The organism is Rhizobium sp. BT03, assembly GCF_030053155.1.
Taxonomy (GTDB): domain Bacteria; phylum Pseudomonadota; class Alphaproteobacteria; order Rhizobiales; family Rhizobiaceae; genus Rhizobium.
Genome location: NZ_CP125640.1, coordinates 2,910,224 through 2,934,941, shown reverse-complemented (window position 1 = coordinate 2,934,941; position 24,718 = coordinate 2,910,224). Strand labels below are relative to the sequence as shown.

Genomic DNA, 24,718 nt, shown 5'->3' with positions numbered 1-24,718 from the left:
GAGCCCGCACGGCGATGCCGGCGGGCTCATATCCAGTTCGAAAGCGAAGCCGGGATTATTTCGCGAGATTGCGCTTGCCGAGCGTGCGCAGGCGCAGCGCGTTGAGCTTGATGAAGCCGGCCGCGTCCTTCTGGTCGTAAGCGCCCTGATCGTCCTCGAAGGTGACGAGCTTGTCGGAATAAAGCGACTTTTCGCTTTCGCGGCCGATGACCATGACATTGCCCTTGTAGAGCTTCAGCGTCACTTCACCCTCGACATGCTCCTGGCTCTTGTCGATCAGCGCCTGCAGCATCTCGCGCTCCGGCGAGAACCAGAAGCCGTAATAGATCAGCTCAGCGTAGCGCGGCATGATCTCGTCCTTGAGATGAGCGGCACCGCGGTCGAGCGTGATCGATTCGATCGCCCGGTGCGCCGAGAGCAGGATCGTACCGCCGGGCGTTTCGTAGACGCCGCGCGACTTCATGCCGACGAAGCGGTTCTCGACGAGGTCGAGACGGCCGATGCCGTTGTCGCGGCCATAGGTGTTGAGTGTGGCCAGCAGCGTCGCCGGCGACATCTCGACACCGTTGATCGAGACGGCATCACCCTTGCGGAAGCCGACCTTGATCACCGTTGCCTTGTCGGGCGCGGCCTCAGGCGAGATCGTGCGCATATGCACATATTCCGGCGCCTCCTGGGCGGGGTCTTCGAGAACCTTGCCCTCGGAGGAGGAATGCAGAAGGTTGGCGTCGACGGAGAACGGCGCCTCGCCCTTCTTGTCCTTGGCGACGGGGATCTGATGCTGCTCGGCGAAGGCGAGCAGGTCGGTGCGGCTCTTGAACGCCCAGTCGCGCCACGGCGCGATGATCTTGATGTCGGGGTTCAAGGCATAGGCTGAGAGTTCGAAACGAACCTGGTCGTTGCCCTTGCCGGTGGCGCCGTGGGCGATCGCATCGGCGCCGGTCTTGCGGGCGATATCGATCAGGTGCTTGGAGATCAACGGCCGGGCGATCGAGGTGCCGAGCAGATAGACGCCCTCGTAGACGGCATTGGCACGGAACATCGGGAAGACGAAATCGCGCACGAATTCCTCGCGCACATCCTCGATGTAGATCTCCTTGATGCCGAGCATCTCGGCCTTCTTGCGCGCCGGCTCCAGCTCTTCGCCCTGGCCGAGATCGGCGGTGAAGGTGACGACTTCGGCGCCGAGCTCGGTCTGCAGCCACTTCAGGATGATCGAGGTGTCGAGGCCGCCGGAATAGGCGAGAACGACTTTCTTCACGTCTTTGTATGATGCCATGATGATGAGGTCCGTTGCATAAAAGGCCGGCGAAAACCCGGTGTCGCGGCACTTTTAGCGAGATTGGCGCGTGACGCAAGGGCAAGTGCGGCGCCGCCGGCGCGATAGCGTTGACAGCGCGAAAGCGGAGCCCATATTCGCCAACGTCCTAGCAATGATCGAGGAGGGGCTCCCCGTGACCGATATTCAAGACATTTTCAAAAAATCCAATGTTGCCGTCATCACCGGCGGCGCGTCCGGCATCGGCCTGGCTGCGGCGAAATATTTCGCCGGCCGCGGCATGAGCGTCGCCATCGCCGATCTCGGCGGCGATCGGCTGGCCGAGGCCGCCGACGAACTCAAGGCCATTGCCGGCGAAGAAGATGTGATGGCGGTCGAGACCGACGTCGCCAACCGGGACTCTCTGGAGGCGCTCGAACGCGCCGTGCTCCAGCGTTTCGGCCGCGTCCATGTGCTGATGAACAATGCCGGCATCGGCCCGGAAACCTCGATCTTCAGCCCGCAGGCCAACTGGGACCATATCTTGGCCGTCAACCTGATGGGCGTCATCAACGGCACGCGCACCTTCGGCCCGAAGATGCTGTCGCACGGCGAGCCCGGCCTCATCATCAACACCGGCTCCAAGCAGGGCATCACCACGCCGCCCGGCAATCCGGCCTACAACATCTCCAAATCGGGCGTGAAGGTGTTTACCGAAGCGCTCGAGCATGAGCTTCGCAACATCGACGGCGGCAAGATCTCGGCCCATCTTCTGATCCCCGGCTTCGTCTTCACCGGGCTTACCAAGGGCGACCGCGCGGAAAAGCCGGCTGGCGCCTGGACACCGGAGCAGACGGTCGATTTCATGATCGAGAGCCTCGGGCGCGGCGATTTCTATATCCTCTGCCCCGACAACGACGTTGCCCGGCCGGTCGACGAACGCCGGATGGCCTGGGCGGCCGGCGACATCATCGAGAATCGTCCGCCGCTGTCGCGCTGGCACAAGGACTACGCCGACAAGTTCAAGGATTTCCTTGAACAGAAGTAATCGCTGGCATCAGAAGCTTTGATTGGTAATTTTCCGAAAGCCGGATAAGAGATCGTCAGGTCTTTCCGGCTTTCGGAGCGTGCCATGGATTTCCTGCCCAGCCTGCCGACGCTGCTCGGCTTTGCCGCCGCCACGCTGCTGCTCGCAGCGACCCCCGGCCCCGACATGACGCTGTCGATCAGCCGCGCGCTTGCCCAGGGCAAGAATGCCGCGCTCTTCGTCGTTGTCGGCACCAGCCTCGGCATCGTCGTTCACACCATGCTGGTCGCTTTCGGCATTTCGGCGCTGATCACCGCCTCGCCGACCGCCTTCCTGATCCTGAAGACCGGCGGCGCCGCTTATCTGCTCTGGCTCGCGGTGCAGGCGATCCGCTTCGGCTCGAAGCTGACCGTCGCCAAGGTCGAGGCGCAGAAGGGCACCGCTCTTGCGAACATCTCGTCGGGCTTCTGGGTCAATCTTCTGAACCCCAAGGTCATCATCTTCTTCATGACCTTCCTGCCGCAATTCGTCAGCGCCGGCGATCCCGCCGTCACGCAGAAGCTGCTTTTCCTCGGGCTTTGCTTCATCCTGATCGGCATGCCCGTCAATGCCGGCGTGATTCTTGCCGCCGACTGGCTGGCCTCCTGGCTGCAGAACAACAGGAAGGTGCTGCGCGGGATCGACTATACCTTCGCTGGCGTCTTCTCGATCTTCGCCGCGAAGATCCTGCTCACGCAGGCCAGATGATCAGCACGCTGTCGGTTTATCCGATCAGCAAAGCATCGTCGTCGAGCGTCTGGCCGCGCATCTTGCGGAACATGGCGATCAGGTCCTCGACCTGCAGGTTCTTTCTGTTGTCGCCGGCGACATCGAGAACGATCTCGCCGCCATGCAGCATGATCGTGCGGTGGCCATAGTCCAGCGCCTGGCGCATCGAGTGCGTCACCATCATCGTCGTCAGCTTGCGCTCGGCAACAATCTTCTGCGTGAGGTTCATCACGAACTCCGCCATCCCAGGATCGAGCGCCGCGGTATGTTCGTCGAGCAGCAGCACCTCGGACCCCGCAAGCGTTGCCATGACGAGCGAAACCGCCTGACGCTGCCCACCCGAGAGCAGATCCATGCGGTCCTTCAGCCGGTTTTCCAGCCCGAGATTGAGTTCGGCGATCCGCTCCTTGAAATAATCGCGCCTCTTGCCGCCGAGCGCCGGCGCAAGTCCGCGCCTCTCGCCGCGCCGCGCTGCCAGAGCAAGATTTTCCTCGATCGACAGCGAACCGCAGCTTCCCGTCAGCGGATCCTGGAAGACGCGGGCCACCAGACCGGCGCGTGATGCGGTCGACTTGCGCGTCACCTCGTTCTTGCCGATCAGCACCTGGCCCTCGCTCGGCAGGACGTCGCCGGCGAGCACGCCGAGCAAAGTCGATTTGCCGGCGCCGTTGGAGCCGATGACGGTGACGAAGGAGCCTTGCTCGATGGTCAGGTTGACGCCGTTCAGCGCCTGTTTCTGCAGCGGCGTGCCGCGCCCGAAAACGACCTTGATGTCCTTGACGCTGATCACGATGCGGCACCTCCGCGAAGACGGGGAAGGATGAGCGCCACGGTGACCAGTACCGCCGTCACGAAATTGAGGTCGGAGGCCTGCAAGCCGATGATGTCGCTCGACAGCGCCAGCTGGATCGCGATGCGATAGAGGATCGAGCCGAGCACGCAGCCGACAAGCGCGATCAGCAGGCCGCGGCGACCAAGCAATGTCTCGCCGATGATGACGGCCGCCAGACCGACGACGATCGTGCCGACGCCCGAGGTGACGTCGGCAAAGCCGTTGGTCTGGGCAAACAGTGCGCCGCCGAACGCCACCAGCGCATTCGAGATCGCCATGCCGAGATAGATCTGCCGGCTGGTATCGACGCCCTGGGCCCGCGCCATCCGCGCATTGGCGCCGGTCGCCCGCATCGCCAGCCCGGCGTCGCTTTCGAGGAAGCGCCAGACCAGGACGAGGGCGACGATCACGAGAACGCCGACGAAGAGCGGCCGTACATAGAAGTCGCGCAGGCCGTGGCCGAAGAACGGGCTGATCATCGTATCGGCATTGATGAGGGCGACATTGGGTTTGCCCATCACGCGCAGATTGACGGAAAACAGCGCGATCATCGTCAGGATCGAAGCGAGCAGGTTGAGGATCTTGAATCGCACGTTGAGCAGCGCCGTCACCATGCCCGCGCCGGCACCGGCGGCCATGGCGACCACCGCCGCAAGCCAGGCATTGACACCGGCAATGATCAGCACGGCGGTCACTGCCGCGCCGAGCGGAAAGGAGCCGTCGACCGTCAGATCGGGAAAGTCGAGAATGCGGAAGGCGAGATAGACGCCAAGGGCGACGAAGGAATAGACCAGTCCGAGTTCGACGGCCCCCCAGAATGCGATTTGGCTCAAGGCTTTCAGCCCCTTTTTCCGTTTCCGTTCCGCACGCCTGCGAAACATTCAGGCTTCCAATAGCATCAGCCGCCCTCGTATGAAACGAAAGCGGCTGTAAAACTTGACCGGCGGCGGCGGCCGCGTTGTTTATTCGATGACCTTGTTGGCGCGGGAAAGCACGCTCTCGGGCAGGGTGACGCCCATCTTGGCCGCGGCCGCCTTGTTGACGACCAGATCGCTGCCGGCAGCGGTCTTGACCGCGATATCGCCGGGGTTTTCGCCCTTCAGCACCCGCACGACGATGTCGCCCGTCTGCTTGCCGACATCATAATAGTTGAAGCCGAGAGCGGCGACCGAACCGCGCGAAACCGAATCCGTGTCGGCGGTGAAGAGCGGCAGCTTGCTCTCTTCGGCAACCGCGACGGCGCCTTCGAGCGCCGAGATGATCGTGTTGTCGGTCGGGATGTAGATCGCATCGGCACGCCCGACCAGGGCGCGGGCAGCACCCTGGACCTCGGCCGATTTGGTGGCGGCCGATTCCACAACCTTCAGCCCGGCCTTTTCGGCTTCGGCCTTCAAGACGGCGAGCAGCGAAACGGAATTCGCTTCGCCCGAGTTGTAGAGATAGCCGATGGTTTTCACGTCAGGCAGGATTTCCTTGATCAGCCCCAAGTGTTCGGCGACCGGCGACATGTCGGACAGGCCGGTGACGTTGCCGCCGGGCTTGTCCATGTTCTTGACGAGCTGGGCGCCGAGCGGATCGGAGACGGCGGTGAAGACGACCGGAATGTCGCGTGTCGATGAGACGACCGCCTGGGCCGAGGGCGTGGAGATCGGCACGATGACATCAGGCTCGTCGCCGGCGAACTGGCGGGCGATCTGAGCTGCCGTCGCCGGATTGCCTTGCGCCGACTCGAACACGAATTTCAGGTTCTCGCCCTCTTTGTAGCCGGCGGCCGTCAGCGCATCGAGAACGCCCTTGCGGGCCGCATCCAGCGCCGGATGCTCGACGATCGCCGTCACGGCGACCGTGACGTTGTCAGCCTTTGCGGGTAGGGAAAGGGCCAAACTGGCGGCAAGAGCGAGCAGAATCGGGCGCATTTGTATCCTCCTGAATGATTTTGGCGGCACTATTAGGAAAAGCGCATGCTTAAATCAATGCAGGAGAATTGTAGCGAGGATCAAACTTGCTGATCAGTCGTCGGCGCCGTGATTGGCGATCATCATCGCCTCGAAGGCCAGGCGCTCGGTCTTGCGCATGCGCTCGGATTCCGATTTCAGCTGGCCGCAGGCGGCAAGAATATCGCGGCCACGCGGCGTGCGGATCGGCGAGGCGTAACCGGCCGAATTGATGAAATCGGCGAACTTCTCGATCTGCTCCCAGTCGGAACACTGGTAATTGGTGCCCGGCCAGGGATTGAACGGAATGAGGTTGATCTTCGCCGGCACGCCCTTCAGGAGCTTGATCAGCCCCTTGGCGTCCTCAAGGCTGTCGTTGACATCCTTCAGCATCACATATTCGAAGGTGATGCGCCGCGCATTGGAAAGGCCGGGATAGGCCTTGCACGCCTCGATCAGTTCCTTCAGCGGGTACTTCTTGTTGATCGGCACCAGAATGTCGCGCAGGTCGTCGCGCACCGCATGCAGCGAGATCGCCAGCATCACACCGATCTCCTCGCCGGTGCGGAAGATCTCCGGCACGACGCCGGAGGTGGACAGCGTCACCCGGCGCCTGGAGAGCGACAGGCCGTCGCCATCCGTGGCGATCAGCAATGCCTGCTTGACGGCATCGAAATTATAGAGCGGCTCGCCCATGCCCATCATGACGATATTGCTGACCTTGCGGCCCTCGGCAGGCATGATCGTGCCCTGCGGCGCTTCCCGATCCGGGAAGTCGCCGAGCCGGTCGCGGGCAAGCAGCAGCTGCGAGAGGATCTCTTCCGCCGTCAGGTTGCGCACCAGGCGTTGCGTGCCGGTGTGACAGAAAGAACAGGTCAGCGTGCAGCCGACCTGGCTGGAGATGCAGAGCGTGCCGCGGCCCTCTTCCGGGATATAGACGGCTTCGATCTCGACCGGGCGGCCGGCGCCCCGCGGGGGAAAACGCAGCAGCCATTTGCGCGTGCCGTCGTTCGAGACCTGCTCTTCGACGATCTCTGGACGCGCGATGGTGAAATGCTGCTTCAGCATTTCGCGCATGTCCTTGGCGACATTCGTCATATGGTCGAAATCGGAGACGCCGCGCACATAGATCCAGTTCCAGAGCTGCGCGACGCGCATCTTGATCTGCTTCTCGGCCACGCCCCTTTCCCGGAGCGCCGCCCCCATCTCCTCGCGCGACAGCCCGATCAAAGACGGCTTTTCCAGGCTGGCGGACGTGCGCGCCTGCGGCTTGCTAACAACGATCGCATCCACAACGGACATAGGCATTCATCCCGAATTCAAACATGTCCTGCCCCTGCGAGCCCGCACGCTTCAGGGTGGACCGGAAGACTTGCGGGCGCATGACGGCAGATCGGCAAAAATTGAATGGCGGAACGGCGACTGATCGCGATCTATCCGCTGTTGGCGCGCCCTTTAGCATCATTTTGCCCGCGCGTCACTACACGGCATGTCGCGCAAAACTGTGCAGCGATTTTGCGACAACGACATTGGAAACCAAAGACCTGAAGCGTGGAAAGCCGATCTGAAAGATCGCGCCGCGCTATAGATGGAATCGAGAAGGGCCGGCGCAAGGCCTTGCTGGAAATATCTTCGTGAAGCATTCTGCGCGCTCACCGGTCCCGAAACTGTCGCTTGAATTGGGATTTTTGCGACGAGAAGCGAACCGCAATATGGAATCGATTATTGAGATCGGGACTATAAAAGATGTTGAGCCATGGGCGCGGCTTCGCCTGGCGCTATGGCCGCATCACTCGCTTGAAGATCATCGAGCTGAGTTGAGCCGGGCGTTTCTTTCAGAAAGTGGAGAAGCCATCGCCTTCATCGCTCGAAATGCTGCGAATGAAGCTGTCGGGTTTGCTGAGGCCACTTTGCGGCATGATTATGTGAATGGATGCAGCAGCTCGCCCGTTCTATTCCTCGAAGGGATTTATATCAGGCCCGCTGACAGGCGAAAGGGTATTGCACGATCGCTTTGCAATGCCGTTGCCGATTGGGGGAAGTCGCTTGGGTGTGTTGAGTTTGGCTCTGACGCGCGGCTTGAGAATTCAGCCAGCCATGCGCTCCACGCCGCTTTAGGATTTGAGGAGACACAGCGCGTCGTGTTCTTCCGAAAGCCACTATAGGCCTGCGTTGCCCTTCCACCAGGATGGCTTGTCGCGAAAGTCACTCGCAAAAGTTGGAGTTTCGCGACGGATATTTGCGCCAGAAAGTATTCCACATTCCAGTTAGGGGCGGGGCGCCAGGCCGGCGCCCCGTGAAACTCTGCGACCTGCAGGGCCGCTTACTTGCAGCTTTCGATCTGCTTCAGCGCAGCCGAAATGCCGGAGAGCGAATAGCTGTAGGAGGTGCCGGTACCCTTGCGCGAAACGGCATTCACCGTCATCGAATGACCGGTCTTCATGGCCGCGACGAGAGCGGGCTCCTGCGCCGCATTCTCGACCCAGCCGGCCTTGTCCTTGGTGAACATGACGAAGGTCTTGTTGTCGATGACGACGTTGATCTTCGAATTTTCCTTCACCGTGTAGCCCATCATCGCCTGCGGTTCGTAGGAGATGTTCTGGCCGGGACGCTGCGAGACGATGAAGAAGTTATCGCCATGGTCGACGCTTGCCGGCTGCTTTGCCGTCGGAACGGACAGCACGTAGCAGACGGTGCTGGCGCCCGACTTGTAGGAGTAGGCGCCCCATGCCTGGAACTGCTGGATGCGGTTTGGCGCGGCGGCCTGCTGCGCTGCCGCAACTCCGGCCATGACAAGGGTGAGTGCGAGAGCGGATACGATACTTTTTACAAACATGGATTCCTGCCGGTTCTTGCGATTCAAGGCCCGAAGCGATCATAGCGGGCGCCGCATAATCACGATCTGCTTTATTTTGACTTAATTCAGGTTACCAAATGGTCAACAATAGCTGCGATTTGTATCTGCCTGTGTCATTTCAGCTCGGGTATCAATTTTCGCCCCTTTGACGGTATCGGCCGCGACACCGTGCCCCGATGGCACTGGCCGTCCGTTCGGGTGAATTTAAGACACAAAGATTCAGGCAAGAGTTTGACCTTTCCCAAATCCGTTGTACCTCAGTAAGACTTGGAAATCCGGGACGAAATTATTGCCGCAGGGGGCTCGTGAGGGGACATGGATGCCGAGGAAAGACAGCGTTTCGCTGCCCTCGCGAAGGCCGTCGCCAGGGATCGCGACCAGCAGGCCTTTTCCATCCTGTTCGACTATTTCGCACCCCGGCTGAAGGCCTGGCTGATGCGCCAGAAGATGACCAATGCCGAGGCCGAGGAACTGGTTCAGGAGATCATGATCGTGCTCTGGCACAAGGCGGATCTCTACGATGCCACCCGATCTTCATTCTCTACCTGGCTTTTCCGCATTGCCCGCAATCGCCGCATCGACATGCAGCGCCGCATCAATACCCGCATCTTCGACGAGACCGATCCGGCCCTGCAGCCGCCGGCCGAGATCGGCGCCGAAGAAATCGTCGCCAATGACGATCGCGACGCCAGGATACGCGCCGCCGTCGGCCAATTGCCGGAAGAGCAGCGCGAGATGCTGCGCGCCGCCTTCTTCCTCGGTCAATCGCATTCGGAGATCGCCGAAGCGACCGGGCTGCCGCTCGGCACGGTGAAATCGCGCATCCGGCTTGCCTTCGGCAAGCTCCGCAAGGTGCTGGAGCGCGAGACGGCTTAAATCGTCTTCATCGTTTCCTCGGTCCGGTCGGCGAGAACGCGGTCGGCCGCCTCATAATGGCCCGGGCGGATATGGCCGCGCACCATGGCGAAGGCGGCCGAGAGCACGGCGATGTCATCGGAAAAGCCGATGACGGCGAAAACATCCGGGATCATGTCGACCGGCATGACGAAATAGGCAAGCGCTGCGAGCAGCACGCCGCGCACCTTCGTCGGCGTCTGCGGATCGAGCGCGCAGTAGAAGCCGGCAACGACATCGCGTGAGAACGGAATTTGCCGCACGGCGCGGCGGAAGGTCGGCCAGAATTTCTGCCGCACCGTCTTCTCCCGCCGGCTCTGGGTGTCCTCGTCGCCTGGCAACAGGATTTCCCCGAATTTGACCTCGTCCATCCCTTCCATCCTTTCGTCCCTGCGAACATATGGTGATGGCGCGGACTCTTTCAATCGGCCCCGCTTTTAGACGCCGCGTCGGGCCGCGGCCTTGTCCATCGCCTTGGCGAGCTTGAAATCCAGCTCCGTCAGGCCGCCGGCATCATGGGTATTCAGCGTCACATCCACCCTGGAATAGACGTTGAACCATTCGGGATGATGGTTGAGCTTTTCGGCCCTAATCGCTGCCTCGGTCATGAAGCCGAAAGCCTCGACAAAGTTTGCAAACTTGAACGTCTTCGATATCGAGGAAGCCGCATCGTTGAGTGCCCAGCCCGCAAGCCCGGCCATTTCAGCCTCGATCGTAGCCCGTTCCAGTCTTTCCATTTTCATGCCATGGTCCTCTCATCTGTCGACAGGCCTACCGATGAAACACATCAGCGTCCTCTTCGTTTGCATGGGCAATATATGCCGTTCTCCGCTTGCCGAGGGAATTTTTCGCCATCTCGTCGCCGAGGCAGGTTTGACCGGCCGTTTCACGATCGATTCCGCCGGCACCGGCGGTTGGCATGAAGGCGAGCCGCCCGATCGCCGGTCGATCGCCACAGCGAAAGGCCACGGTATCGACATATCCGGGCAACACGCCCGCCGAATCCGCTCCAGCGATTTCAGGGATTTCGATCTGATCCTGGTGATGGACCGCGACAATGTGGCGGCGCTCGAAACGATCGCGCCGCCTGAGGCGACCATCGGCCTCTTCGGCGATATCGCGCTTGGAACCGGAGAGGATATCCCCGATCCCTATTATGGCGGTCCCGCAGGTTTCGAGCTGGTCTATACCAGGCTCTTGACCGGCTGCAGCAGCCTGCTCGAAGCGCTGGGCGCCGAGCGCGCCTCGTGCAGCGGGAACACTTCCTCGGTGAGGTAGGGCCCGCCGCCGACCGATTCGCGCGACGACAGCAGCACGAAACGCGGCGCCGTGAAGGTTGATGTGTGGAAGTTGCCGCGTCCCGCCAGATATTGCACGACATCGTCGAGCCGCGAGGATTTGAGCCGCGCCAGCGTCACATGCGGCGTGAATTTGCGCGGATCCGGCGGCAGGCCGATGCGCTGGCAGATCCGCTCGATCTCGCCCTGCAGGGCATACATCTCCGGCGACTGCGAAACGCCGGCCCAGACCGAATGCGGTTTCTTCGAGCCGAAGGAACCGATGCCTTCGAGCCGGAATTGGAATTCCGGCCGATCGATCCGGTCGAGGCGTTCTACGATTTCATCGGCCGTCCGGCCGTCGACATCACCGATGAAGCGCAGGGTGATGTGGTAATTCTCCACATCGATCCATCGTGCTCCGGGGAGGCCACCGCGCAGCAATGAAAGGCTCATCGCCGCATTGCGCGGAATTTCGAGGGCGGTAAACAGTCTCGGCATAACGAGCACTCCCCGAATCTTTTGCAGGTGCTTACACGGAATCATGCAATCAATGACCGCGCAAGCCCCTATTTCTTCACAGAAGAAATCGTCCCGACGAAATTTGTGACATCGGTTTCCATCTTCTGAACCATGACATCGATGCCCTTCGCATTCGGATGCATCCCGTCGTCGAGTTTCAGCCCCGCATCGAGCGCCACGCCGTCGAGGAAGAAGCCGTAAAGCGGAACTCCATGTTTTTCCGAAAGCTTCCGGTAGATCGGATTGAAGCGTGCGGCATAGTCCGCGCCCATGTTCGGCGGCGCCATCATGCCGACGAGCAGCACGGCGATGCCGCGCTCTTTCAGCCGGGCAATCATCTGATCGAGGTTCTTCTCGCTTTCCTCAGGCGGAATGCCGCGCAGCGCATCGTTGGCGCCGAGCTCGAGGATAACGCCGTCGGTGCCGTCGGGTATCGACCAGTCGATCCGCGCAAGCCCCCCTGTCGTCGTGTCGCCGGAGACCCCGGCATTGGCAATAGTGACGTCGAGCCCCTTCGCCTTCAGGGCCACCTGCAGCTTTTCCGGAAAGCCGTCGCCGGGCGGCAATTGGTAGCCCGCCATCAGGCTGTCCCCAAAACCGACGAGATTGATCGTCCGGGCATTGGCTGCGGCGGCAAAGATCAGCGAAGCGGCAATGACGGTGAATTGAAGCGCGGCAACTTTAAATCTCATTCTGGCTTCCCTAGATTGGCGAAGTGCCGTTATGCGGCTGTTTCGTTATGGATTTATATAGGGCGATTTCTGTTGGCAAAAACCATCATCGAGTTGAAGGGCGCCGATCTGACCCTTGGCAGTGCGGCCGCTTCCGTGCACGTGCTGAAGGGTATCGATCTCGATATCGCGGCGGGTGAATCCGTGGGCATCGTCGGTCCCTCCGGATCCGGCAAGTCGACCCTGCTGATGGTGCTTGCCGGGCTGGAAAAGCTCGACAGCGGCGAAATCAACATCAACGACACGCCGCTCCACGCGCTGAGCGAGGATCAGGTCGCCGATTTCCGCGGCCGCAACATCGGCATCGTCTTCCAGTCCTTCCACCTGATCGCCAATATGACGGCGCTGGAAAACGTTGCCGTGCCGCTGGAACTCGCCAATGTCGGCAACGCCTTCGAAATCGCCCATCGCGAGCTGAAATCGGTCGGTCTCGGCGAACGGCTGAACCACTATCCCGGCCAGCTTTCCGGCGGCGAACAGCAGCGCGTGGCGATCGCAAGGGCGCTCGCCCCCTCGCCGGCCCTGCTGATCGCCGACGAGCCGACAGGCAATCTCGATACCGAGACCGGCCGACAGATCGCCGACCTCTTGTTTTCCAAGCAGGCCGAACGCGGCATGACTTTGCTTCTCGTCACCCATGACGTCTCACTTGCCAATCGCTGCTCGCGCCAGATCCGCGTCCGTTCCGGCCGGATCGAAGGCGACAGCGCCGCCCGTCGCAGCGAGGCGGCCATCGCATGAGCATCATCACGCCGCGCGTCTCGCTCGCTTTTCGCCTGGCGCTGCGCGAACTGCGCGGCGGCATTACCGGTTTTTACATCTTCCTCGCCTGCATCGCGCTCGGCACCGGCGCCATCGCCGCCGTCAATTCCGTCTCGCAATCGATCACCGATACCATCGCCTCGCAGGGGCAAGAGCTGCTGGCCGGCGACGTCCGTTTCGAACTCAACAACCGCGAGGCTACGCCTGAGGAAATGGGCTTCCTCGAAGGCCTGGGCACCGTTTCGGTGTCGACGGGCCTGCGCTCAATGGCCCGCAAGCCTGACGGTTCCGATCAGGCGCTGGTCGAGGTCAAGGCCGTCGACGACGCCTACCCGCTCTACGGCGCCTTCAAGGCCGAGCCGGACTATCCGCTGGCAGCCCTGCTTTCAGGCCAGGGCGGCACCTATGGCGCGGTGGCAGCGCCCCTCCTTCTCGATCGGCTCGGGCTTGCGGTCGGCGACGAATTGCTGCTCGGCAACGTCAAGCTCAGTATCACCGGCACCGTCAAAACCGAGCCGGATGCGCTGTCGGAAGGTTTCGGCTTTGCGCCGCGCCTGCTCGTCAGCCGCCGGGCCCTCGAAGCCTCCGGGCTAATCCAGACGGGAAGCCTGGTCGAACATGCCTATAAGATCCGGCTGGACGACAAGGGCGCGATGTCGGGCATCCAGGCGCGCGCCGCCAGGGAATTTCCCTCCGCCGGCTGGGCCGTCCGCACCAGCGACCGCGCCGCGCCCTCGCTCACCGAAAACATCACCCGCTTCTCGCAGTTCCTGACATTGGTCGGCCTCACCGCGCTGATCGTCGGCGGCGTCGGCGTCGCCAATGCCGTGCGCGCCTTCCTCGATGCCAAACGCACCACTATTGCCACCTTCAAATGCCTGGGTGCGCCGGCGCAGGTCGTCGTTCTGATCTATCTCTTCCAGATCGCCATCATTGCCCTGGGCGGCATTCTGATCGGTCTCGTCATCGGCGCCCTGTCGCCGATCTTCGCCGCGCAGTTCCTGGCGCAATTCCTGCCGGTCTCCACAACCCCGACCCTCTATCCTGGCGCCCTGCTGCTGGCGACGCTGTTCGGCATCCTGACGACGCTCGCCTTCGCCATCCTGCCGCTCGGTCATGCCCGCGAAGTCCCGGCGACCGCACTCTTCCGCGAGCAGGGCTTCGAGGCCCGCCACCTGCCCTCCTGGCCCTATATCCTGCTGGCCACGCTGTTCATGGCCGCCCTTGCAGGCCTTGCCATCCTGACGGCCTATGACCGTTTCATCGCCGTCGTCTTCGTCGGCGCGATCGTCTTCGCCTTCGTCGTGCTGCGCCTCGTCGCAGCAGCGATCGCCTGGCTTGCGCGCCGCAGCCCGCGCGTCAATTCGCCGGCGCTCAGGCTGGCGATCGGCAACATCCACCGCCCCGGCGCGCTGACGCCATCGGTCGTGCTCTCCCTCGGCCTCGGCCTGGCATTGCTGGTGACGCTGACCCTGATCGACGGGAACCTGCGCCAGCAGCTGACCGGTCGGATGAACGAGGGCGCGCCGAACTTCTTCTTCGTCGATATCCAGAGCGCCGAGGTCGATGCTTTCCGCGATCTCGTCCAGGCGCAGGCGCCGAAGGGCAAGCTCATGGAAGTGCCGATGCTGCGCGGCCGGATCGTCGCCTTCAACGGCGAGGATGTCAGCAAGATCACCGTGCCGGCCGCCGGCCGCTGGGTGCTGAACGGCGATCGCGGCATCACCTACGCCGACACCCTGCCGGAAAATGCCGCCCTGACCGAAGGTAGCTGGTGGGACAAGGATTACAGCGGCGAGCCGCTCGTCTCCTTCTCTTCGGAAGAGGCCCATGAACTCGGCCTGAAGATCGGCGACAAGGTCACCGTCAACGTGCTCGGCCGCAACATCACCGCCAAGATCGCCAATCTGCGCCGCGTCCAGTGGGAATCGCTGTCGATCAATTTCGTCATGGTCTTCTCGCCGAACACTTTCCGCGGCGCGCCGCATGCGTGGCTGGCGACCCTGACCGATCCCGCCTCGACGCCGGCCGAAGATGCGGCGATCCTGAAATCCGTCACCAACACCTATCCGACCATCACCAGCGTCCGCGTCAAGGACGCGATCGACATCGTCAACCAGCTGGTGGCGACGCTTGCGACCGCGATCCGTGCCGCGGCCTCCGTCGCCCTCATCGCCTCGATCCTCGTCCTTGCCGGGGCGCTTGCGGCCGGAAACCGGGCGCGCACCCACGACGCGGTGGTGCTGAAGACGCTGGGCGCCACCCGCGCCATGCTGATTCGCGCCTTCAGCTACGAATATCTGATCCTGGGGCTGGCGACCGCCATCTTCGCGCTGGCGGCCGGCGCCGCTGCCGCCTGGTTCATCGTCGCCCGCATCATGCGCCTGCCCTCGACCTTTCTGCCCGATGTGGCGGGGCTGACACTCGTCACCGCCCTCGTCCTGACGGTCGGCATCGGCCTGATCGGCACCTGGCGCATCCTCGGCCAGAAGGCGGCACCCGTCCTGCGCGAGCTTTGACCGGGCAGCGGCAGCCAAACCCTTCACCTTACGGCGATTTAACCGGCCGGGCCGTTGCAACCCTCTTGTTTGCGGTGGACGAAAGCCTCATATTGTCGGCAGGCATGCTGGAGCTCCGCAGCGGCGCCCGGGTCGAAAACCCGACACCGTATCTCCATCGGAGCTTTTAAGAGGAAACTATGGCTGACCTTCGTAACTATCAAAGCCGCGCTCAGACCGGCGAGATGATTGATCAAGGCCTGCGCGCTTATATGCTCAAGGTTTACAACCTGATGGCGCTGGGTCTGGCGATCACCGGTGTGGCCGCATATCTCGGATTCAACTTCGCTGTTCAGGACGGGCAACTCACCCAGTTCGGCGTGCTGCTGTTCCAGTCGCCCTTGCGCTGGGTCGTGATCCTCGCGCCGCTTGCGGCCGTCTTCTTCCTGAGCTTCCGCATCAATAGCATGAGCGTGGCCGCCGCGCAGACGACCTTCTGGGTCTATGCCGGCCTGGTCGGCCTGTCGCTCTCGTCGATCTTCCTGGTCTACACCGGCCAGAGCGTCGTGCAGACTTTCTTCGTCACCGCCGCCTCCTTCGGCGCGCTGTCGCTTTACGGCTACACGACGAAGCGTGATCTGTCGGCGATGGGCTCGTTCCTGATCATGGGTCTTTTCGGCCTGATCATCGCTTCGATCGTCAACGTCTTCCTGGCTTCGTCGGCCATGCAGTTCGCGATCTCGGTGATCGGCGTTCTGATCTTCGCGGGCCTCACCGCCTACGACACGCAGCGGATCAAGGAACTGTACCTGGAAGCCGATGACGTCGCCGTGGCCGGCCGCAAGGCGATCATGGGCGCGCTGACGCTCTATCTCGACTTCATCAACCTCTTCATGTTCCTGCTGCAGTTCATGGGCAACCGCAAATAAGCAGGCGGACAGAGATCGAAAAGGCGGCTTCGGCCGCCTTTTTTGTTGCGCTGATTTTGCCGGGATGGTTTTAGAGGAGCCCTGCCTTCCTGCTGGACCAGCCGCCAATGTCATTCCTTCTGCGCGATGCGTCGCAAGCCGATATTCCCGCCATCACCGGTATCTACCGGGAATCCGTGCTGAACGGCACGTCGAGCTACGAGATCACGCCGCCGTCCGAGGCCGAAATGGCGCAGCGTCTTGCGGCGATCGTCGCCCAGCAATATCCCTACATCGCCGCGGCCGGTGCGGACGGTAGTCTGCTCGGTTATGCCTATGCCTCGGCCTTTCGCGTCCGCCCGGCCTATCGCTGGATGGTCGAGGATTCGATCTATCTGGCGCCCGAAGCCCGCGGCCGCGGCATCGGCAAAGCGCTGATGGCCGAGCTGATCGACCGCTGCACCAATCTCGGTTTTCGTCAGATGATCGCCGTCATCGGCGGCGCCAGCCCCGCCTCGATCGCGCTGCATCTCAAAGCGGGCTTCGTGGAGGTCGGCCTGATGCGGGGCGCCGGGTACAAGCACGGCCGCTGGCTGGATACGATGCTCATGCAGCGCGTCCTCGGCGACGGCATGACGACCGATCCGGATCCCTCCGCCTATCCCGGCACGTTGTTTGCCGGCTGATTCTCTCTATTTATCGACCAGTTTCAGCGCCTTGTCGAACACCTTCAGCACCTGGTTCAGCTCGTGACCGCGCTTCAGGATGGTACCGTGGACGTTGATCACGGAATAGGCACCCTGCTTGGCGGCGAGCTTGGGATTTTTCTCGATGCGGAAGAGCGGCATTTCGCCGGAGCGCTTGAAGACGGAGAACACCGCTTTGTCCTTCAGGTGATCGATGGCGTAATCGCGCCATTCGCCGTCACCGACCATACGACCGTAGATCCACAGGATCGCGTCCAGTTCGCGCCGATGAAAGGTCACCGGAAGCGGGTCCTTGCTCTGCTTGTATTCCCTGAGATCGACGACGACTGAGGAACTATTGTCGACGGAACGGCTTTCGCCGTGTCGCAAATCCGGCTGATCTGTCATTCAGTCTCCAAGGCCTCTGCATGTGACAGGAGAGTGACAGTGTGCCCGAGCCGCCGCAAATTGCAAGAGCGCCGGCCGTTACATTCGGCCGCGCATGCGAGCGCTGTGGCTTTCTCGGCAGCGCCGCATTTCAGTCAAAACAGCGCCTCATTTGCAGGAGAATTATGAATCCCGGTTTGGCGCCAGCGCGCCAAAGGGCCCGGCGGAGCGTATCGACCTTAACCCCAGCCCCGAATACGCTCAGCCGGGCCGCCCGGTACTTCATCCGTATCAGGATGAAATCTCAGATGTTTTTTCCAGCCATCACCACGGTCGCGCCAAGGATCGCAGCCGGATCGCCGTTGTCGGTCGCCGATTGCAGCAGGATCGCGCAGCCCTCGAGCTGCGGCCGCTGCAGGACGCTGGCCGGCAGCGTCAGACTGGTCGCCTTGCCGTCCCACATGCCGACCGTCTCGACATTCGTGACGCTGTGCAGATAGGAGAGCTTCTTGCCGCTGTTCTCGCCTTTTTCGACCTCGATCGTCTTTTCCTTGTCGAAATAGACCATCACGACATTGGCTTTGCCCTGTCCCGCGCCGATCTTGATCTCCAGCTCGTCGCCGCGCATCGACGCGCTGATCGGAACGGTCAGCCCGTTGCCTTCGCCGCTATAGGTGTCGATCTTGCTGTTGATGCCGTTGAGATCGGCGCCGGCCAGATGGCCGCGCCCGTTGACGATGGCCTGCGGCGTATAGACGTTGCTGCGGCCCATTGTCCTCGCATAGCCGTATTGCCTCTCGGTGTTTTCCTTGGAGCTCAGCGTATCGGCCCAGCCGAGGTAGTTCCAGTAATCGACATGATAGGCAAGCGCGATGACATCGCCCTGGCTCACCAGCTTGCGGAAGGCGGCATCAGCGGGAGGACAGGAGGAGCAGCCCTGCGCCGTGAAGAGTTCGACGACGCCTTTCGGCGTGCCGTCTTCGGCCTGTAGCGGGCCTGAGAGAACAACACCGGCGATCAGCGGAATCAAAAAACGGGGGGACATTCACCTGCACCTCTTTTTCAGCGCCGACGGCGTGTTCGAACCGGAGGCCCTGACATCTGAACGTACGAATAATCCTTCCGGGTCCAAACGAAAAGTCACGAACGGGTGAGACGCAGCGCGACCGGAACCCGCATAAAACAAATCATTGTGAGACTCACGAATGCCGTCGCCCCAAAGAAAAGCCGCCGGAAATTGCTCTCCGGCGGCCATTATCATACGAGGCTGTTAACAATCAGGCAGCGAGGTCGCGCAGAACCGTCTGCAGGATGCCGCCATTGTTGAGGTAGACCACCTCGTCGAGCGTATCGACGCGCGACAGCAGCGGAACTTCCTTCACGGTGCCGTCGCCATAGGTGATCTTTGCGATCTTCTTCTCGCGCGGCTTGATCTTGTCGAGACCCTCGATGGTGACGAGTTCGTCGCCCTTGAGGCCGAGGCTCTGCCAGGTCGTGCCCTCTTCGAAGACGAAGGGGATGACGCCCATGCCGACCAGGTTCGAGCGATGGATACGCTCGAAGGACTGAGCGATCACCGCCTTGACGCCGAGCAGGTTGGTGCCCTTGGCAGCCCAGTCGCGCGAGGAGCCGTTGCCGTATTCGACACCGGCGAAGATGACGAGCGGCACGCCTTCGGCCTTGTACTGCATCGCGCCGTCGTAGATCGAAGTCTCTTCCTTCGACGGGTAGTGGATAGTGTAGCCACCCTCCTTGCCGTTCGGGCCGAGCATGTGGTTGCGGATGCGGATATTGGCAAAGGTGCCGCGCATCATCACTTCATGGTTGCCGCGGCGCGTGCCGTACTGGTTGAAGTCGGCAACGGCGACTTCGTGGCCGATGAGGTAAGCACCGGCCGGCGATGCCGCCTTGATCGAACCGGCCGGCGAAATGTGGTCGGTGGTGATCTTGTCGCCGAACAGGCCGAGGACGCGGGCGCCCTTGATATCCGAAACGCCAGTGCCCTTCTTGCCCATGCCGACGAAGTAAGGCGGGTTCTGGACATAGGTCGAATTGTCGTCCCAGGCATAGGTCTGGCCCGGAGGAACCTGAACGGCCTGCCAGTTGACGTCGCCCTTGAAGACGTCGGCATATTTGCTTTCGTACAGTTCGCGGGTGACGTATTTCTGGATGAACTCCTGCACCTCGTGCGAGGTCGGCCAAATGTCCTTGAGGTAGACGGGGTTGCCGTTCTGGTCCTCGCCGATCGGCTCCTTGGTCAGATCCTTCTGCACCGTGCCGGCGAGCGCATAGGCGACGACGAGCGGCGGCGAAGCGAGGTAGTTCGCCTGCACGTCGGGCGAAATGCGGCCTTCGAAGTTACGGTTGCCCGAGAGCACGCCGGATACGATCAGGCCCTTGTCGTTGATCGTCTTCGAGATCGGCGCCGGCAGCGGGCCGGAATTGCCGATGCAGGTGGTGCAGCCGAAGCCGACAAGGTTGAAACCGAGCTTATCGAGATCGGCCTGCAGGCCCGACTTGGCGAGATATTCGCCGACGACCTGCGATCCCGGCGCCAGCGAGGTCTTGACCCACGGCTTGGTCTTCAGGCCCTTGGCAACGGCGTTGCGGGCGAGAAGCCCGGCAGCGATCAGAACCGACGGGTTGGAGGTGTTGGTGCAGGAGGTGATGGCGGCAATCGCGACATCGCCATGGCCGAGATCGAAATCCGTGCCTTCGACGGCATAGCGGTTGTTGAGCTGGCCGGGCTTCTTGTAATCGGCATCCATCGAGCCGGCGAAACCGGAAGCGATGTTTTCGAGCGCGATACGGCCTTCCGGACGCTTCGGGCCGGCCATCGACGGGACGACGTCGCCGAGGTCGAGTTCCAACGTGTCGGTGAAGACGAGGTCGGAGCCGTCGCCGTCGCGCCACATACCCTGGGCCTTCGAATAGGCTTCGACCAGCGCGATCCGGTCATGCGTGCGGCCGGACATGGTGAGGTAGTTGATGGTTTCGCCGTCGACTGGGAAGAAGCCGCAGGTGGCGCCATACTCCGGACCCATATTGCCGATCGTCGCGCGGTCGGCGAGCGGCATGTTGTCCATGCCGGGGCCGAAAAATTCGACGAACTTGGAAACAACGCCCTTCTTGCGCAGCATCTGCACGACGGTCAGAACGAGGTCGGTCGCGGTCACGCCTTCCTTGAGCTTGCCGGTCAGCTTGAAGCCGATGACTTCGGGCAGCAGCATCGAGACCGGCTGGCCGAGCATCGCAGCCTCAGCTTCGATACCGCCTACACCCCAGCCGAGCACGCCGAGACCATTGATCATCGTCGTGTGGCTGTCGGTGCCGACGCAAGTATCGGGATAGGCGATCGTTTCGCCGTCTTCTTCCTTCGTCCAGACGGTCTGGCCGAGATATTCGAGATTGACCTGGTGACAGATGCCGGTGCCGGGGGGAACGACGCGGAAGTTCTTGAAGGCCTGCTGGCCCCACTTCAGGAAGCGGTAACGCTCGCCGTTGCGCTGATATTCCAGCTCGACGTTCTTGGCGAAAGCCTGCGGCGTGCCGAATTCGTCGACGATGACCGAGTGGTCGATGACGAGATCGACGGGAACCAGCGGGTTGATCTTCTCAGGATCGCCGCCGAGCGACACCATCGCGTCGCGCATGGCGGCAAGGTCGACGACGGCGGGAACGCCGGTGAAGTCCTGCATCAGCACGCGCGCCGGGCGATAGGCAATCTCGTTTTCGACCGCGCCCTTGTTGTTCAGCCATTCGGCAACGGCCAGGATATGCTCCTTGGTGACCGACTGGCCGTCTTCGAAGCGCAGCAGGTTTTCCAGCAGCACCTTCATCGAATAGGGCAGCTTGGAAACGCCGGGCAGACCGTTTGCCTCAGCCTTGGGCAGGCTGTAATAGACATAGTCCTTCCCGTTCACGGAAAGCGTGGAACGACAATTGAAACTGTCAAGAGATTTAGACACGAGAGACCCCGTTTCTGATAGCCAACACAGTCGTGCGAACGCCTATGCACTTAATGCACATCAGGATGCGGGTACGGCCATTTCCGCTGTCCGCACGTGGAACGAATGCTCCAAGTTCGGCGCAAGGATGAAATTCACGCCGACCGCTGGCGTGGTTGCCGGTCTTATAGATAATTTCCTAAAAACTTGCCATACCCGGAAACGAGCAAAACAGGAGATTTTTTGACCTCTCCGGTAGCCGAAACGAAGAAAGAGCCGACGAATGCATCTCACCGCCGAAAATCTGGCTGCAAGGCGCGGTGAAGATCTCATTTTCGTTAACGTTTCCTTTCACTTGGAGGCGGGAGAAGCGCTGGTTCTGACCGGCAAAAATGGATCGGGAAAGTCCACATTGCTGCGCGTTGCCGCCGGCCTCCTGAGGCCGGAAAAGGGCACGGTGATTTTCCGCGGCGGAGAGGGCCGGGAAGACAGCCATCCCGGCGCGGCCAGCCACTACCTCGGCCACCGGAATGCGATGAAGAATGAACTTACGGTTGCAGAGAATCTCGGCTTCTGGCGCAGCTTTCTCGGAAGCACCGGCCTCTCAGTCGAGGACGCCGCTGACGCCGTCGGCCTGTCGGGGATAACCCATCTTCCCTTCGGTTACCTCTCCGCCGGCCAGCAGCGCCGATTCGCCTTCGCCAAGCTGCTCGTCGCCCACCGCCCCGTCTGGATCCTCGACGAACCGACCGCGGCATTGGATGCCAGCGCCGACCGGCTGTTTGCCGGCTTGATCGAAGCCCATCTAGCCAAAGGCGGCATCGTGCTGGCAGCGACGCACCAGCCGCTGGGGCTGAAGAATGCGCAGGAATTGAAGATGACGGGTTTTTCAGGTGTGGATGCGGGAGTATGGGGATGATGGTTTGCCGTGTCGCTACCCCCCCCTGCCCTGCCGGGCATCTCCCCCACAAGGGGGGAGATTGGCTGGAAGCACCCTCTTGTCCTAATCAAGCACCGCAGATGTCCGGAGCCGATTGGCATACGATCAAGATTTCGCGGAGCCGGTGCATCTTGCCGATCTCCCCCCTTGTGCGGGAGATGCCCGGCAGGGCAGAGGGGGGTGCCGCCCCATCAACCGCAAAGAGCCGCCCCGCATGACCGCCCTCTTCCTCCGCGATCTCAAACTCTCGATCCGCGCCGGCGGCGGTGCGCTGATCGGGGTGCTGTTCTTCCTGACGGTCGTCGCCGTCATCCCCTTCGGCGTCGGTCCCGATCTCAAGCTTCTCTCCCGCATCGGCCCCGCCATCGTCTGGATCGGCGCGCTGCTGGCCGCACTTCTCGGTCTCGACCGCCTGTTCCAGGCCGAGCGCGACGACGGATCGCTCGACCTGATGCTGATGCAGGACACGCCGCTCGTGCTTACCGTACTGGTCAAATGCTTCGCCCACTGGACGGCGACCAGCCTGCCTTTGGTCATCGCCTCACCGCTGCTCGGCCTCTTCATGAACATGGACGAGACGGCGATCGGCGCGACCGCGCTGACACTTCTTGTCGGATCGCCGGCGATCACCTTCATCGGCGCCGTCGGCGCCGCCGTCGCCGTTGCCCTGCCCCGCGGCGGCCTGCTGGTCTCGATCCTGGTGCTGCCGCTGACCATCCCGGTGCTGATCTTCGGCGTTAGCGCCGCCTATGCCGCGGTCGAGGATCCCGCCCCGTTCCTGCCGCCTTTCCTCATCCTCATCGCCCTGACGCTGTTCTTCGCCGTCATCGGCCCGGCCGCCGCCGCGCTGGCGCTGCGAAACACGGCGGATTGACCAGCCATTCGATTGCGGGAAAAGCCGGATCAAGGTAAGGAAGCGGACATGAGCCAAACGAGCCTTGCCATCAGCAAATTCAGCGACCTCGCCAACCCGACGCGGTTTCTGGCGCTGGCGGCGCGCGTCATTCCGTGGCTGGCCGGCATTACCACCCTCTGTTTTGCGGTCGGCCTCTATCTCAGCTTTTCCACGGAAGGCGATTACCAGCAGGGCGAGACCGTGCGCATCATGTATGTCCACGTGCCCTCGGCCTGGCTGTCGATGATGTGCTATACGATCATGAGCGTCTCTGCGATCGGCACGCTGGTCTGGCGGCATCCGCTGGCCGACGTCTCCGCCAAGGCCGCCGCCCCGCTTGGCGCCGCCTTCACCCTGCTTGCCCTCGTCACCGGCTCGCTCTGGGGCAAGCCGATGTGGGGCACCTGGTGGGTATGGGATGCGCGGCTGACCTCGGTTTTCGTGCTTTTCCTGATGTATCTCGGCCTGATCGCGCTTAGCCGCGCCATCGACGATCCGTCGAAGGCTGCGCGCGTTTCCGCCGTGCTCATCCTCGTCGGTTTCGTCAACATCCCGATCATCAAGTTCTCGGTCGAATGGTGGAACACGCTGCATCAGTCGGCAAGCGTGATGCGGCTTGACGGCCCGGCGATCGATCCGGAATTCCTGCGGCCGCTCTTCGTCATGGCGATTGCCTTCACCCTGCTCTTCTTCACCCTGCATATCACGGCGATGAGGAACGAGATCTGGCGCCGCCGCATCGCCGCCCAGCGCCGTCTTGCCGCCCGCATGGCCAGCCGGGAGGAACAGATTTGACGCACGCCCTCTATGTCTACGCATCCTACGGCTTCGCAGCCCTCATAACGGTCGCCGTCACCCTGTGGACCTGGGCCGACGGCCAGGCGCGCCGCCGGGAGCTCGCAGCCCTTGAGGCCGCCGGCATCCGCCGCCGCTCGGCGCGCGCAAAGGACGGCGAATGAGCGAAGCGCCTGAAACCACGACCGCCAAACCGCGCGGACTTGGCCGCTATGCGCTGGCGCTTCTGCCGCTGATCGTCTTTGGCGGCATCGCGGCGACGGCGGCAAAGATGCTCTACGATCAGGATTTCCACGGCAAGAACATCACCGAAATCCCCTCCGCCCTGATCGGCACCAAGGCACCGGCACTGAACCTGCCGCCGCTCGAGGGCGCCAATCTGCCGGCGCTGACAGATACGGCAATCAAGGGCAAGCTGACCCTCGTCAACGTCTTCGCCTCCTGGTGCGTCCCCTGCCGCGACGAACATCCCGTGTTGAAGGAACTGGCGAAGGACGGACGGCTGAACATCGTCGCCATCAACTACAAGGACCAGAGCGACAACGCCCTGCGTTTCCTCGGCGAACTCGGCAATCCCTATCAGGCGATCGGCATCGACCCGAACGGCAAGGCCGCGATCGACTGGGGTGTCTACGGCATCCCGGAAAGCTACCTCGTCGGCCCCGACGGCACGATCCTCTACAAACGCGTCGGCCCCTTCGACGATATCAGCCTGAAGGAAGGGCTGTTTCCGGCAATGGAAAAGGCGCTCGGGAAGCCGGTTTCGTAAACCGGGAAAGACCCCTCCCCACAAGGGGGAG

At 62.1% G+C, this 24,718-nt stretch carries 27 protein-coding genes; 14 read left to right on the top strand and 13 right to left on the bottom strand.

All coding sequences use genetic code 11. The annotated features are described in order from the left end of the window. Positions 1–55: 55 nt before the first annotated feature. Positions 56–1,279, bottom strand: a complete 1,224-nt coding sequence (locus QMO80_RS14355) for an argininosuccinate synthase (RefSeq protein WP_004679222.1) — start codon at positions 1,277–1,279, stop codon at positions 56–58. A gap of 175 nt (positions 1,280–1,454) precedes the next feature. On the opposite strand from QMO80_RS14355, the gene QMO80_RS14350 reads away from it, so the two are divergent. Next, positions 1,455–2,306, top strand: coding sequence for an SDR family NAD(P)-dependent oxidoreductase (locus QMO80_RS14350; protein WP_283197173.1), 852 nt, complete (start codon positions 1,455–1,457; stop codon positions 2,304–2,306). Positions 2,307–2,390: 84 nt separating this feature from the next. Continuing rightward, positions 2,391–3,032, top strand: a complete 642-nt coding sequence (locus QMO80_RS14345; protein ID WP_283197172.1) for a LysE family translocator — start codon at positions 2,391–2,393, stop codon at positions 3,030–3,032. A 16-nt stretch (positions 3,033–3,048) separates the two neighbouring features. Here QMO80_RS14345 and QMO80_RS14340 read toward each other — a convergent pair whose 3' ends face one another. The 4 genes from QMO80_RS14340 to rlmN all read right to left on the bottom strand — a co-directional run bounded on the left by QMO80_RS14340 (position 3,049) and on the right by rlmN (position 7,121). Beyond that, entirely contained in the window at positions 3,049–3,843 is a 795-nt protein-coding gene (locus QMO80_RS14340; RefSeq protein ID WP_283197171.1) for an ABC transporter ATP-binding protein, read from the bottom strand. Next, the gene (locus tag QMO80_RS14335; RefSeq protein ID WP_283197170.1) at positions 3,840–4,718 is read right to left on the bottom strand and encodes an ABC transporter permease; all 879 of its coding nucleotides are present in this window, start codon (positions 4,716–4,718) and stop codon (positions 3,840–3,842) included. The genes QMO80_RS14340 and QMO80_RS14335 overlap by 4 nt, the downstream gene beginning before the upstream one ends. Before the next feature lie 129 nt (positions 4,719–4,847). Then, the gene (locus tag QMO80_RS14330) at positions 4,848–5,801 is read right to left on the bottom strand and encodes an ABC transporter substrate-binding protein (protein WP_283197169.1); all 954 of its coding nucleotides are present in this window, start codon (positions 5,799–5,801) and stop codon (positions 4,848–4,850) included. 93 nt (positions 5,802–5,894) lie between these two features. Then, positions 5,895–7,121, bottom strand: coding sequence for a 23S rRNA (adenine(2503)-C(2))-methyltransferase RlmN (gene rlmN, locus QMO80_RS14325; protein WP_283197168.1), 1,227 nt, complete (start codon positions 7,119–7,121; stop codon positions 5,895–5,897). A gap of 410 nt (positions 7,122–7,531) precedes the next feature. Here rlmN and aac(6') point away from each other — a divergent pair, with 410 nt between their 5' ends. Next, positions 7,532–7,984: an aminoglycoside 6'-N-acetyltransferase gene (gene aac(6'), locus QMO80_RS14320; RefSeq protein WP_283200187.1), complete on the top strand. Its 453-nt coding sequence runs from the start codon at positions 7,532–7,534 to the stop codon at positions 7,982–7,984. A gap of 158 nt (positions 7,985–8,142) precedes the next feature. Here the strand turns inward: aac(6') and QMO80_RS14315 are convergent, their stop codons facing one another. Beyond that, entirely contained in the window at positions 8,143–8,655 is a 513-nt protein-coding gene (locus QMO80_RS14315; RefSeq protein WP_283197167.1) for an invasion associated locus B family protein, read from the bottom strand. A 336-nt stretch (positions 8,656–8,991) separates the two neighbouring features. Here QMO80_RS14315 and QMO80_RS14310 point away from each other — a divergent pair, with 336 nt between their 5' ends. Continuing rightward, positions 8,992–9,552 (top strand): sigma-70 family RNA polymerase sigma factor, encoded by a 561-nt coding sequence (locus QMO80_RS14310; RefSeq protein ID WP_283197166.1) that lies wholly within the window; start codon positions 8,992–8,994, stop codon positions 9,550–9,552. Here QMO80_RS14310 and QMO80_RS14305 read toward each other — a convergent pair. Further along, positions 9,549–9,941: a YkvA family protein gene (locus QMO80_RS14305; RefSeq protein WP_283197165.1), complete on the bottom strand. Its 393-nt coding sequence runs from the start codon at positions 9,939–9,941 to the stop codon at positions 9,549–9,551. The two genes, QMO80_RS14310 and QMO80_RS14305, sit on opposite strands and share 4 nt — an antisense overlap. 66 nt (positions 9,942–10,007) lie before the next feature. Beyond that, on the bottom strand, positions 10,008–10,313 hold the full coding sequence (locus QMO80_RS14300; RefSeq protein WP_283197164.1) for a 4a-hydroxytetrahydrobiopterin dehydratase: 306 nt from the start codon (positions 10,311–10,313) through the stop codon (positions 10,008–10,010). A 34-nt stretch (positions 10,314–10,347) separates the two neighbouring features. On the opposite strand from QMO80_RS14300, the gene QMO80_RS14295 reads away from it, so the two are divergent. Next, positions 10,348–10,848, top strand: coding sequence for a low molecular weight protein-tyrosine-phosphatase (locus QMO80_RS14295; protein ID WP_283197163.1), 501 nt, complete (start codon positions 10,348–10,350; stop codon positions 10,846–10,848). Here QMO80_RS14295 and thpR read toward each other — a convergent pair. After that, entirely contained in the window at positions 10,755–11,348 is a 594-nt protein-coding gene (gene thpR / locus QMO80_RS14290; RefSeq protein ID WP_003582897.1) for an RNA 2',3'-cyclic phosphodiesterase, read from the bottom strand. The genes QMO80_RS14295 and thpR overlap by 94 nt on opposite strands. Before the next feature lie 68 nt (positions 11,349–11,416). After that, on the bottom strand, positions 11,417–12,061 hold the full coding sequence (locus QMO80_RS14285) for an arylesterase (RefSeq protein ID WP_283197162.1): 645 nt from the start codon (positions 12,059–12,061) through the stop codon (positions 11,417–11,419). Between the two features lie 72 nt (positions 12,062–12,133). Here QMO80_RS14285 and QMO80_RS14280 point away from each other — a divergent pair, with 72 nt between their 5' ends. The 4 genes from QMO80_RS14280 (at position 12,134) to QMO80_RS14265 (ending at position 16,954) form a co-directional block, all read left to right on the top strand. Further along, on the top strand, positions 12,134–12,841 hold the full coding sequence (locus QMO80_RS14280; RefSeq protein ID WP_116407513.1) for an ABC transporter ATP-binding protein: 708 nt from the start codon (positions 12,134–12,136) through the stop codon (positions 12,839–12,841). After that, positions 12,838–15,381, top strand: coding sequence for an ABC transporter permease (locus QMO80_RS14275; protein ID WP_283197161.1), 2,544 nt, complete (start codon positions 12,838–12,840; stop codon positions 15,379–15,381). Before QMO80_RS14280 ends, QMO80_RS14275 begins: the two co-directional genes overlap by 4 nt. Positions 15,382–15,560: 179 nt before the next feature. Continuing rightward, entirely contained in the window at positions 15,561–16,289 is a 729-nt protein-coding gene (locus QMO80_RS14270; protein ID WP_003589753.1) for a Bax inhibitor-1/YccA family protein, read from the top strand. A 107-nt stretch (positions 16,290–16,396) separates the two neighbouring features. Continuing rightward, positions 16,397–16,954 (top strand): GNAT family N-acetyltransferase, encoded by a 558-nt coding sequence (locus QMO80_RS14265; RefSeq protein ID WP_283197160.1) that lies wholly within the window; start codon positions 16,397–16,399, stop codon positions 16,952–16,954. Between the two features lie 6 nt (positions 16,955–16,960). Here the strand turns inward: QMO80_RS14265 and QMO80_RS14260 are convergent, their stop codons facing one another. The 3 genes from QMO80_RS14260 to acnA all read right to left on the bottom strand — a co-directional run bounded on the left by QMO80_RS14260 (position 16,961) and on the right by acnA (position 21,309). Continuing rightward, positions 16,961–17,362, bottom strand: a complete 402-nt coding sequence (locus QMO80_RS14260; RefSeq protein ID WP_097624950.1) for a DUF2794 domain-containing protein — start codon at positions 17,360–17,362, stop codon at positions 16,961–16,963. Positions 17,363–17,645: 283 nt separating this feature from the next. Beyond that, entirely contained in the window at positions 17,646–18,386 is a 741-nt protein-coding gene (locus QMO80_RS14255; protein WP_283197159.1) for a thioredoxin family protein, read from the bottom strand. A 232-nt stretch (positions 18,387–18,618) separates the two neighbouring features. Next, entirely contained in the window at positions 18,619–21,309 is a 2,691-nt protein-coding gene (gene acnA / locus QMO80_RS14250; protein WP_283197158.1) for an aconitate hydratase AcnA, read from the bottom strand. A 262-nt stretch (positions 21,310–21,571) separates the two neighbouring features. Here acnA and ccmA point away from each other — a divergent pair, with 262 nt between their 5' ends. The 5 genes from ccmA to QMO80_RS14225 all read left to right on the top strand — a co-directional run bounded on the left by ccmA (position 21,572) and on the right by QMO80_RS14225 (position 24,687). After that, positions 21,572–22,207, top strand: a complete 636-nt coding sequence (gene ccmA / locus QMO80_RS14245) for a heme ABC exporter ATP-binding protein CcmA (RefSeq protein WP_283197157.1) — start codon at positions 21,572–21,574, stop codon at positions 22,205–22,207. Between the two features lie 235 nt (positions 22,208–22,442). Continuing rightward, positions 22,443–23,102 carry a heme exporter protein CcmB gene (gene ccmB, locus QMO80_RS14240; protein ID WP_283197156.1) on the top strand — a complete coding sequence of 220 codons (660 nt, stop codon included), beginning with the start codon at positions 22,443–22,445 and terminating at the stop codon, positions 23,100–23,102. A 48-nt stretch (positions 23,103–23,150) separates the two neighbouring features. Continuing rightward, positions 23,151–23,918: a heme ABC transporter permease gene (locus QMO80_RS14235; RefSeq protein ID WP_283197155.1), complete on the top strand. Its 768-nt coding sequence runs from the start codon at positions 23,151–23,153 to the stop codon at positions 23,916–23,918. Then, on the top strand, positions 23,915–24,082 hold the full coding sequence (gene ccmD, locus QMO80_RS14230) for a heme exporter protein CcmD (protein ID WP_283197154.1): 168 nt from the start codon (positions 23,915–23,917) through the stop codon (positions 24,080–24,082). The genes QMO80_RS14235 and ccmD overlap by 4 nt, the downstream gene beginning before the upstream one ends. After that, positions 24,079–24,687, top strand: a complete 609-nt coding sequence (locus QMO80_RS14225) for a DsbE family thiol:disulfide interchange protein (protein ID WP_283197153.1) — start codon at positions 24,079–24,081, stop codon at positions 24,685–24,687. The genes ccmD and QMO80_RS14225 overlap by 4 nt, the downstream gene beginning before the upstream one ends. The last annotated feature ends 31 nt before the right edge of the window (positions 24,688–24,718 follow it).

What these genes read in the sequence shown, in the direction of transcription:
- QMO80_RS14345 (WP_283197172.1), top strand. Translation starts at nt 2,391, where the DNA reads ATGGATTTCCTGCCCAGCCTGCCGACGCTGCTCGGCTTTGCCGCCGCC.
- QMO80_RS14235 (WP_283197155.1), top strand. Translation starts at nt 23,151, where the DNA reads ATGAGCCAAACGAGCCTTGCCATCAGCAAATTCAGCGACCTCGCCAAC.
- ccmB (WP_283197156.1), top strand. Translation starts at nt 22,443, where the DNA reads ATGACCGCCCTCTTCCTCCGCGATCTCAAACTCTCGATCCGCGCCGGC.
- QMO80_RS14275 (WP_283197161.1), top strand. Translation starts at nt 12,838, where the DNA reads ATGAGCATCATCACGCCGCGCGTCTCGCTCGCTTTTCGCCTGGCGCTG.
- thpR (WP_003582897.1), bottom strand. Translation starts at nt 11,348, where the DNA reads ATGCCGAGACTGTTTACCGCCCTCGAAATTCCGCGCAATGCGGCGATG.
- ccmA (WP_283197157.1), top strand. Translation starts at nt 21,572, where the DNA reads ATGCATCTCACCGCCGAAAATCTGGCTGCAAGGCGCGGTGAAGATCTC.
- QMO80_RS14260 (WP_097624950.1), bottom strand. Translation starts at nt 17,362, where the DNA reads ATGACAGATCAGCCGGATTTGCGACACGGCGAAAGCCGTTCCGTCGAC.
- QMO80_RS14310 (WP_283197166.1), top strand. Translation starts at nt 8,992, where the DNA reads ATGGATGCCGAGGAAAGACAGCGTTTCGCTGCCCTCGCGAAGGCCGTC.
- QMO80_RS14300 (WP_283197164.1), bottom strand. Translation starts at nt 10,313, where the DNA reads ATGAAAATGGAAAGACTGGAACGGGCTACGATCGAGGCTGAAATGGCC.
- QMO80_RS14355 (WP_004679222.1), bottom strand. Translation starts at nt 1,279, where the DNA reads ATGGCATCATACAAAGACGTGAAGAAAGTCGTTCTCGCCTATTCCGGC.
- QMO80_RS14225 (WP_283197153.1), top strand. Translation starts at nt 24,079, where the DNA reads ATGAGCGAAGCGCCTGAAACCACGACCGCCAAACCGCGCGGACTTGGC.
- QMO80_RS14265 (WP_283197160.1), top strand. Translation starts at nt 16,397, where the DNA reads ATGTCATTCCTTCTGCGCGATGCGTCGCAAGCCGATATTCCCGCCATC.
- QMO80_RS14330 (WP_283197169.1), bottom strand. Translation starts at nt 5,801, where the DNA reads ATGCGCCCGATTCTGCTCGCTCTTGCCGCCAGTTTGGCCCTTTCCCTA.
- QMO80_RS14295 (WP_283197163.1), top strand. Translation starts at nt 10,348, where the DNA reads ATGAAACACATCAGCGTCCTCTTCGTTTGCATGGGCAATATATGCCGT.
- QMO80_RS14315 (WP_283197167.1), bottom strand. Translation starts at nt 8,655, where the DNA reads ATGTTTGTAAAAAGTATCGTATCCGCTCTCGCACTCACCCTTGTCATG.
- rlmN (WP_283197168.1), bottom strand. Translation starts at nt 7,121, where the DNA reads ATGTCCGTTGTGGATGCGATCGTTGTTAGCAAGCCGCAGGCGCGCACG.
- QMO80_RS14285 (WP_283197162.1), bottom strand. Translation starts at nt 12,061, where the DNA reads ATGAGATTTAAAGTTGCCGCGCTTCAATTCACCGTCATTGCCGCTTCG.
- QMO80_RS14255 (WP_283197159.1), bottom strand. Translation starts at nt 18,386, where the DNA reads ATGTCCCCCCGTTTTTTGATTCCGCTGATCGCCGGTGTTGTTCTCTCA.
- QMO80_RS14270 (WP_003589753.1), top strand. Translation starts at nt 15,561, where the DNA reads ATGGCTGACCTTCGTAACTATCAAAGCCGCGCTCAGACCGGCGAGATG.
- QMO80_RS14305 (WP_283197165.1), bottom strand. Translation starts at nt 9,941, where the DNA reads ATGGACGAGGTCAAATTCGGGGAAATCCTGTTGCCAGGCGACGAGGAC.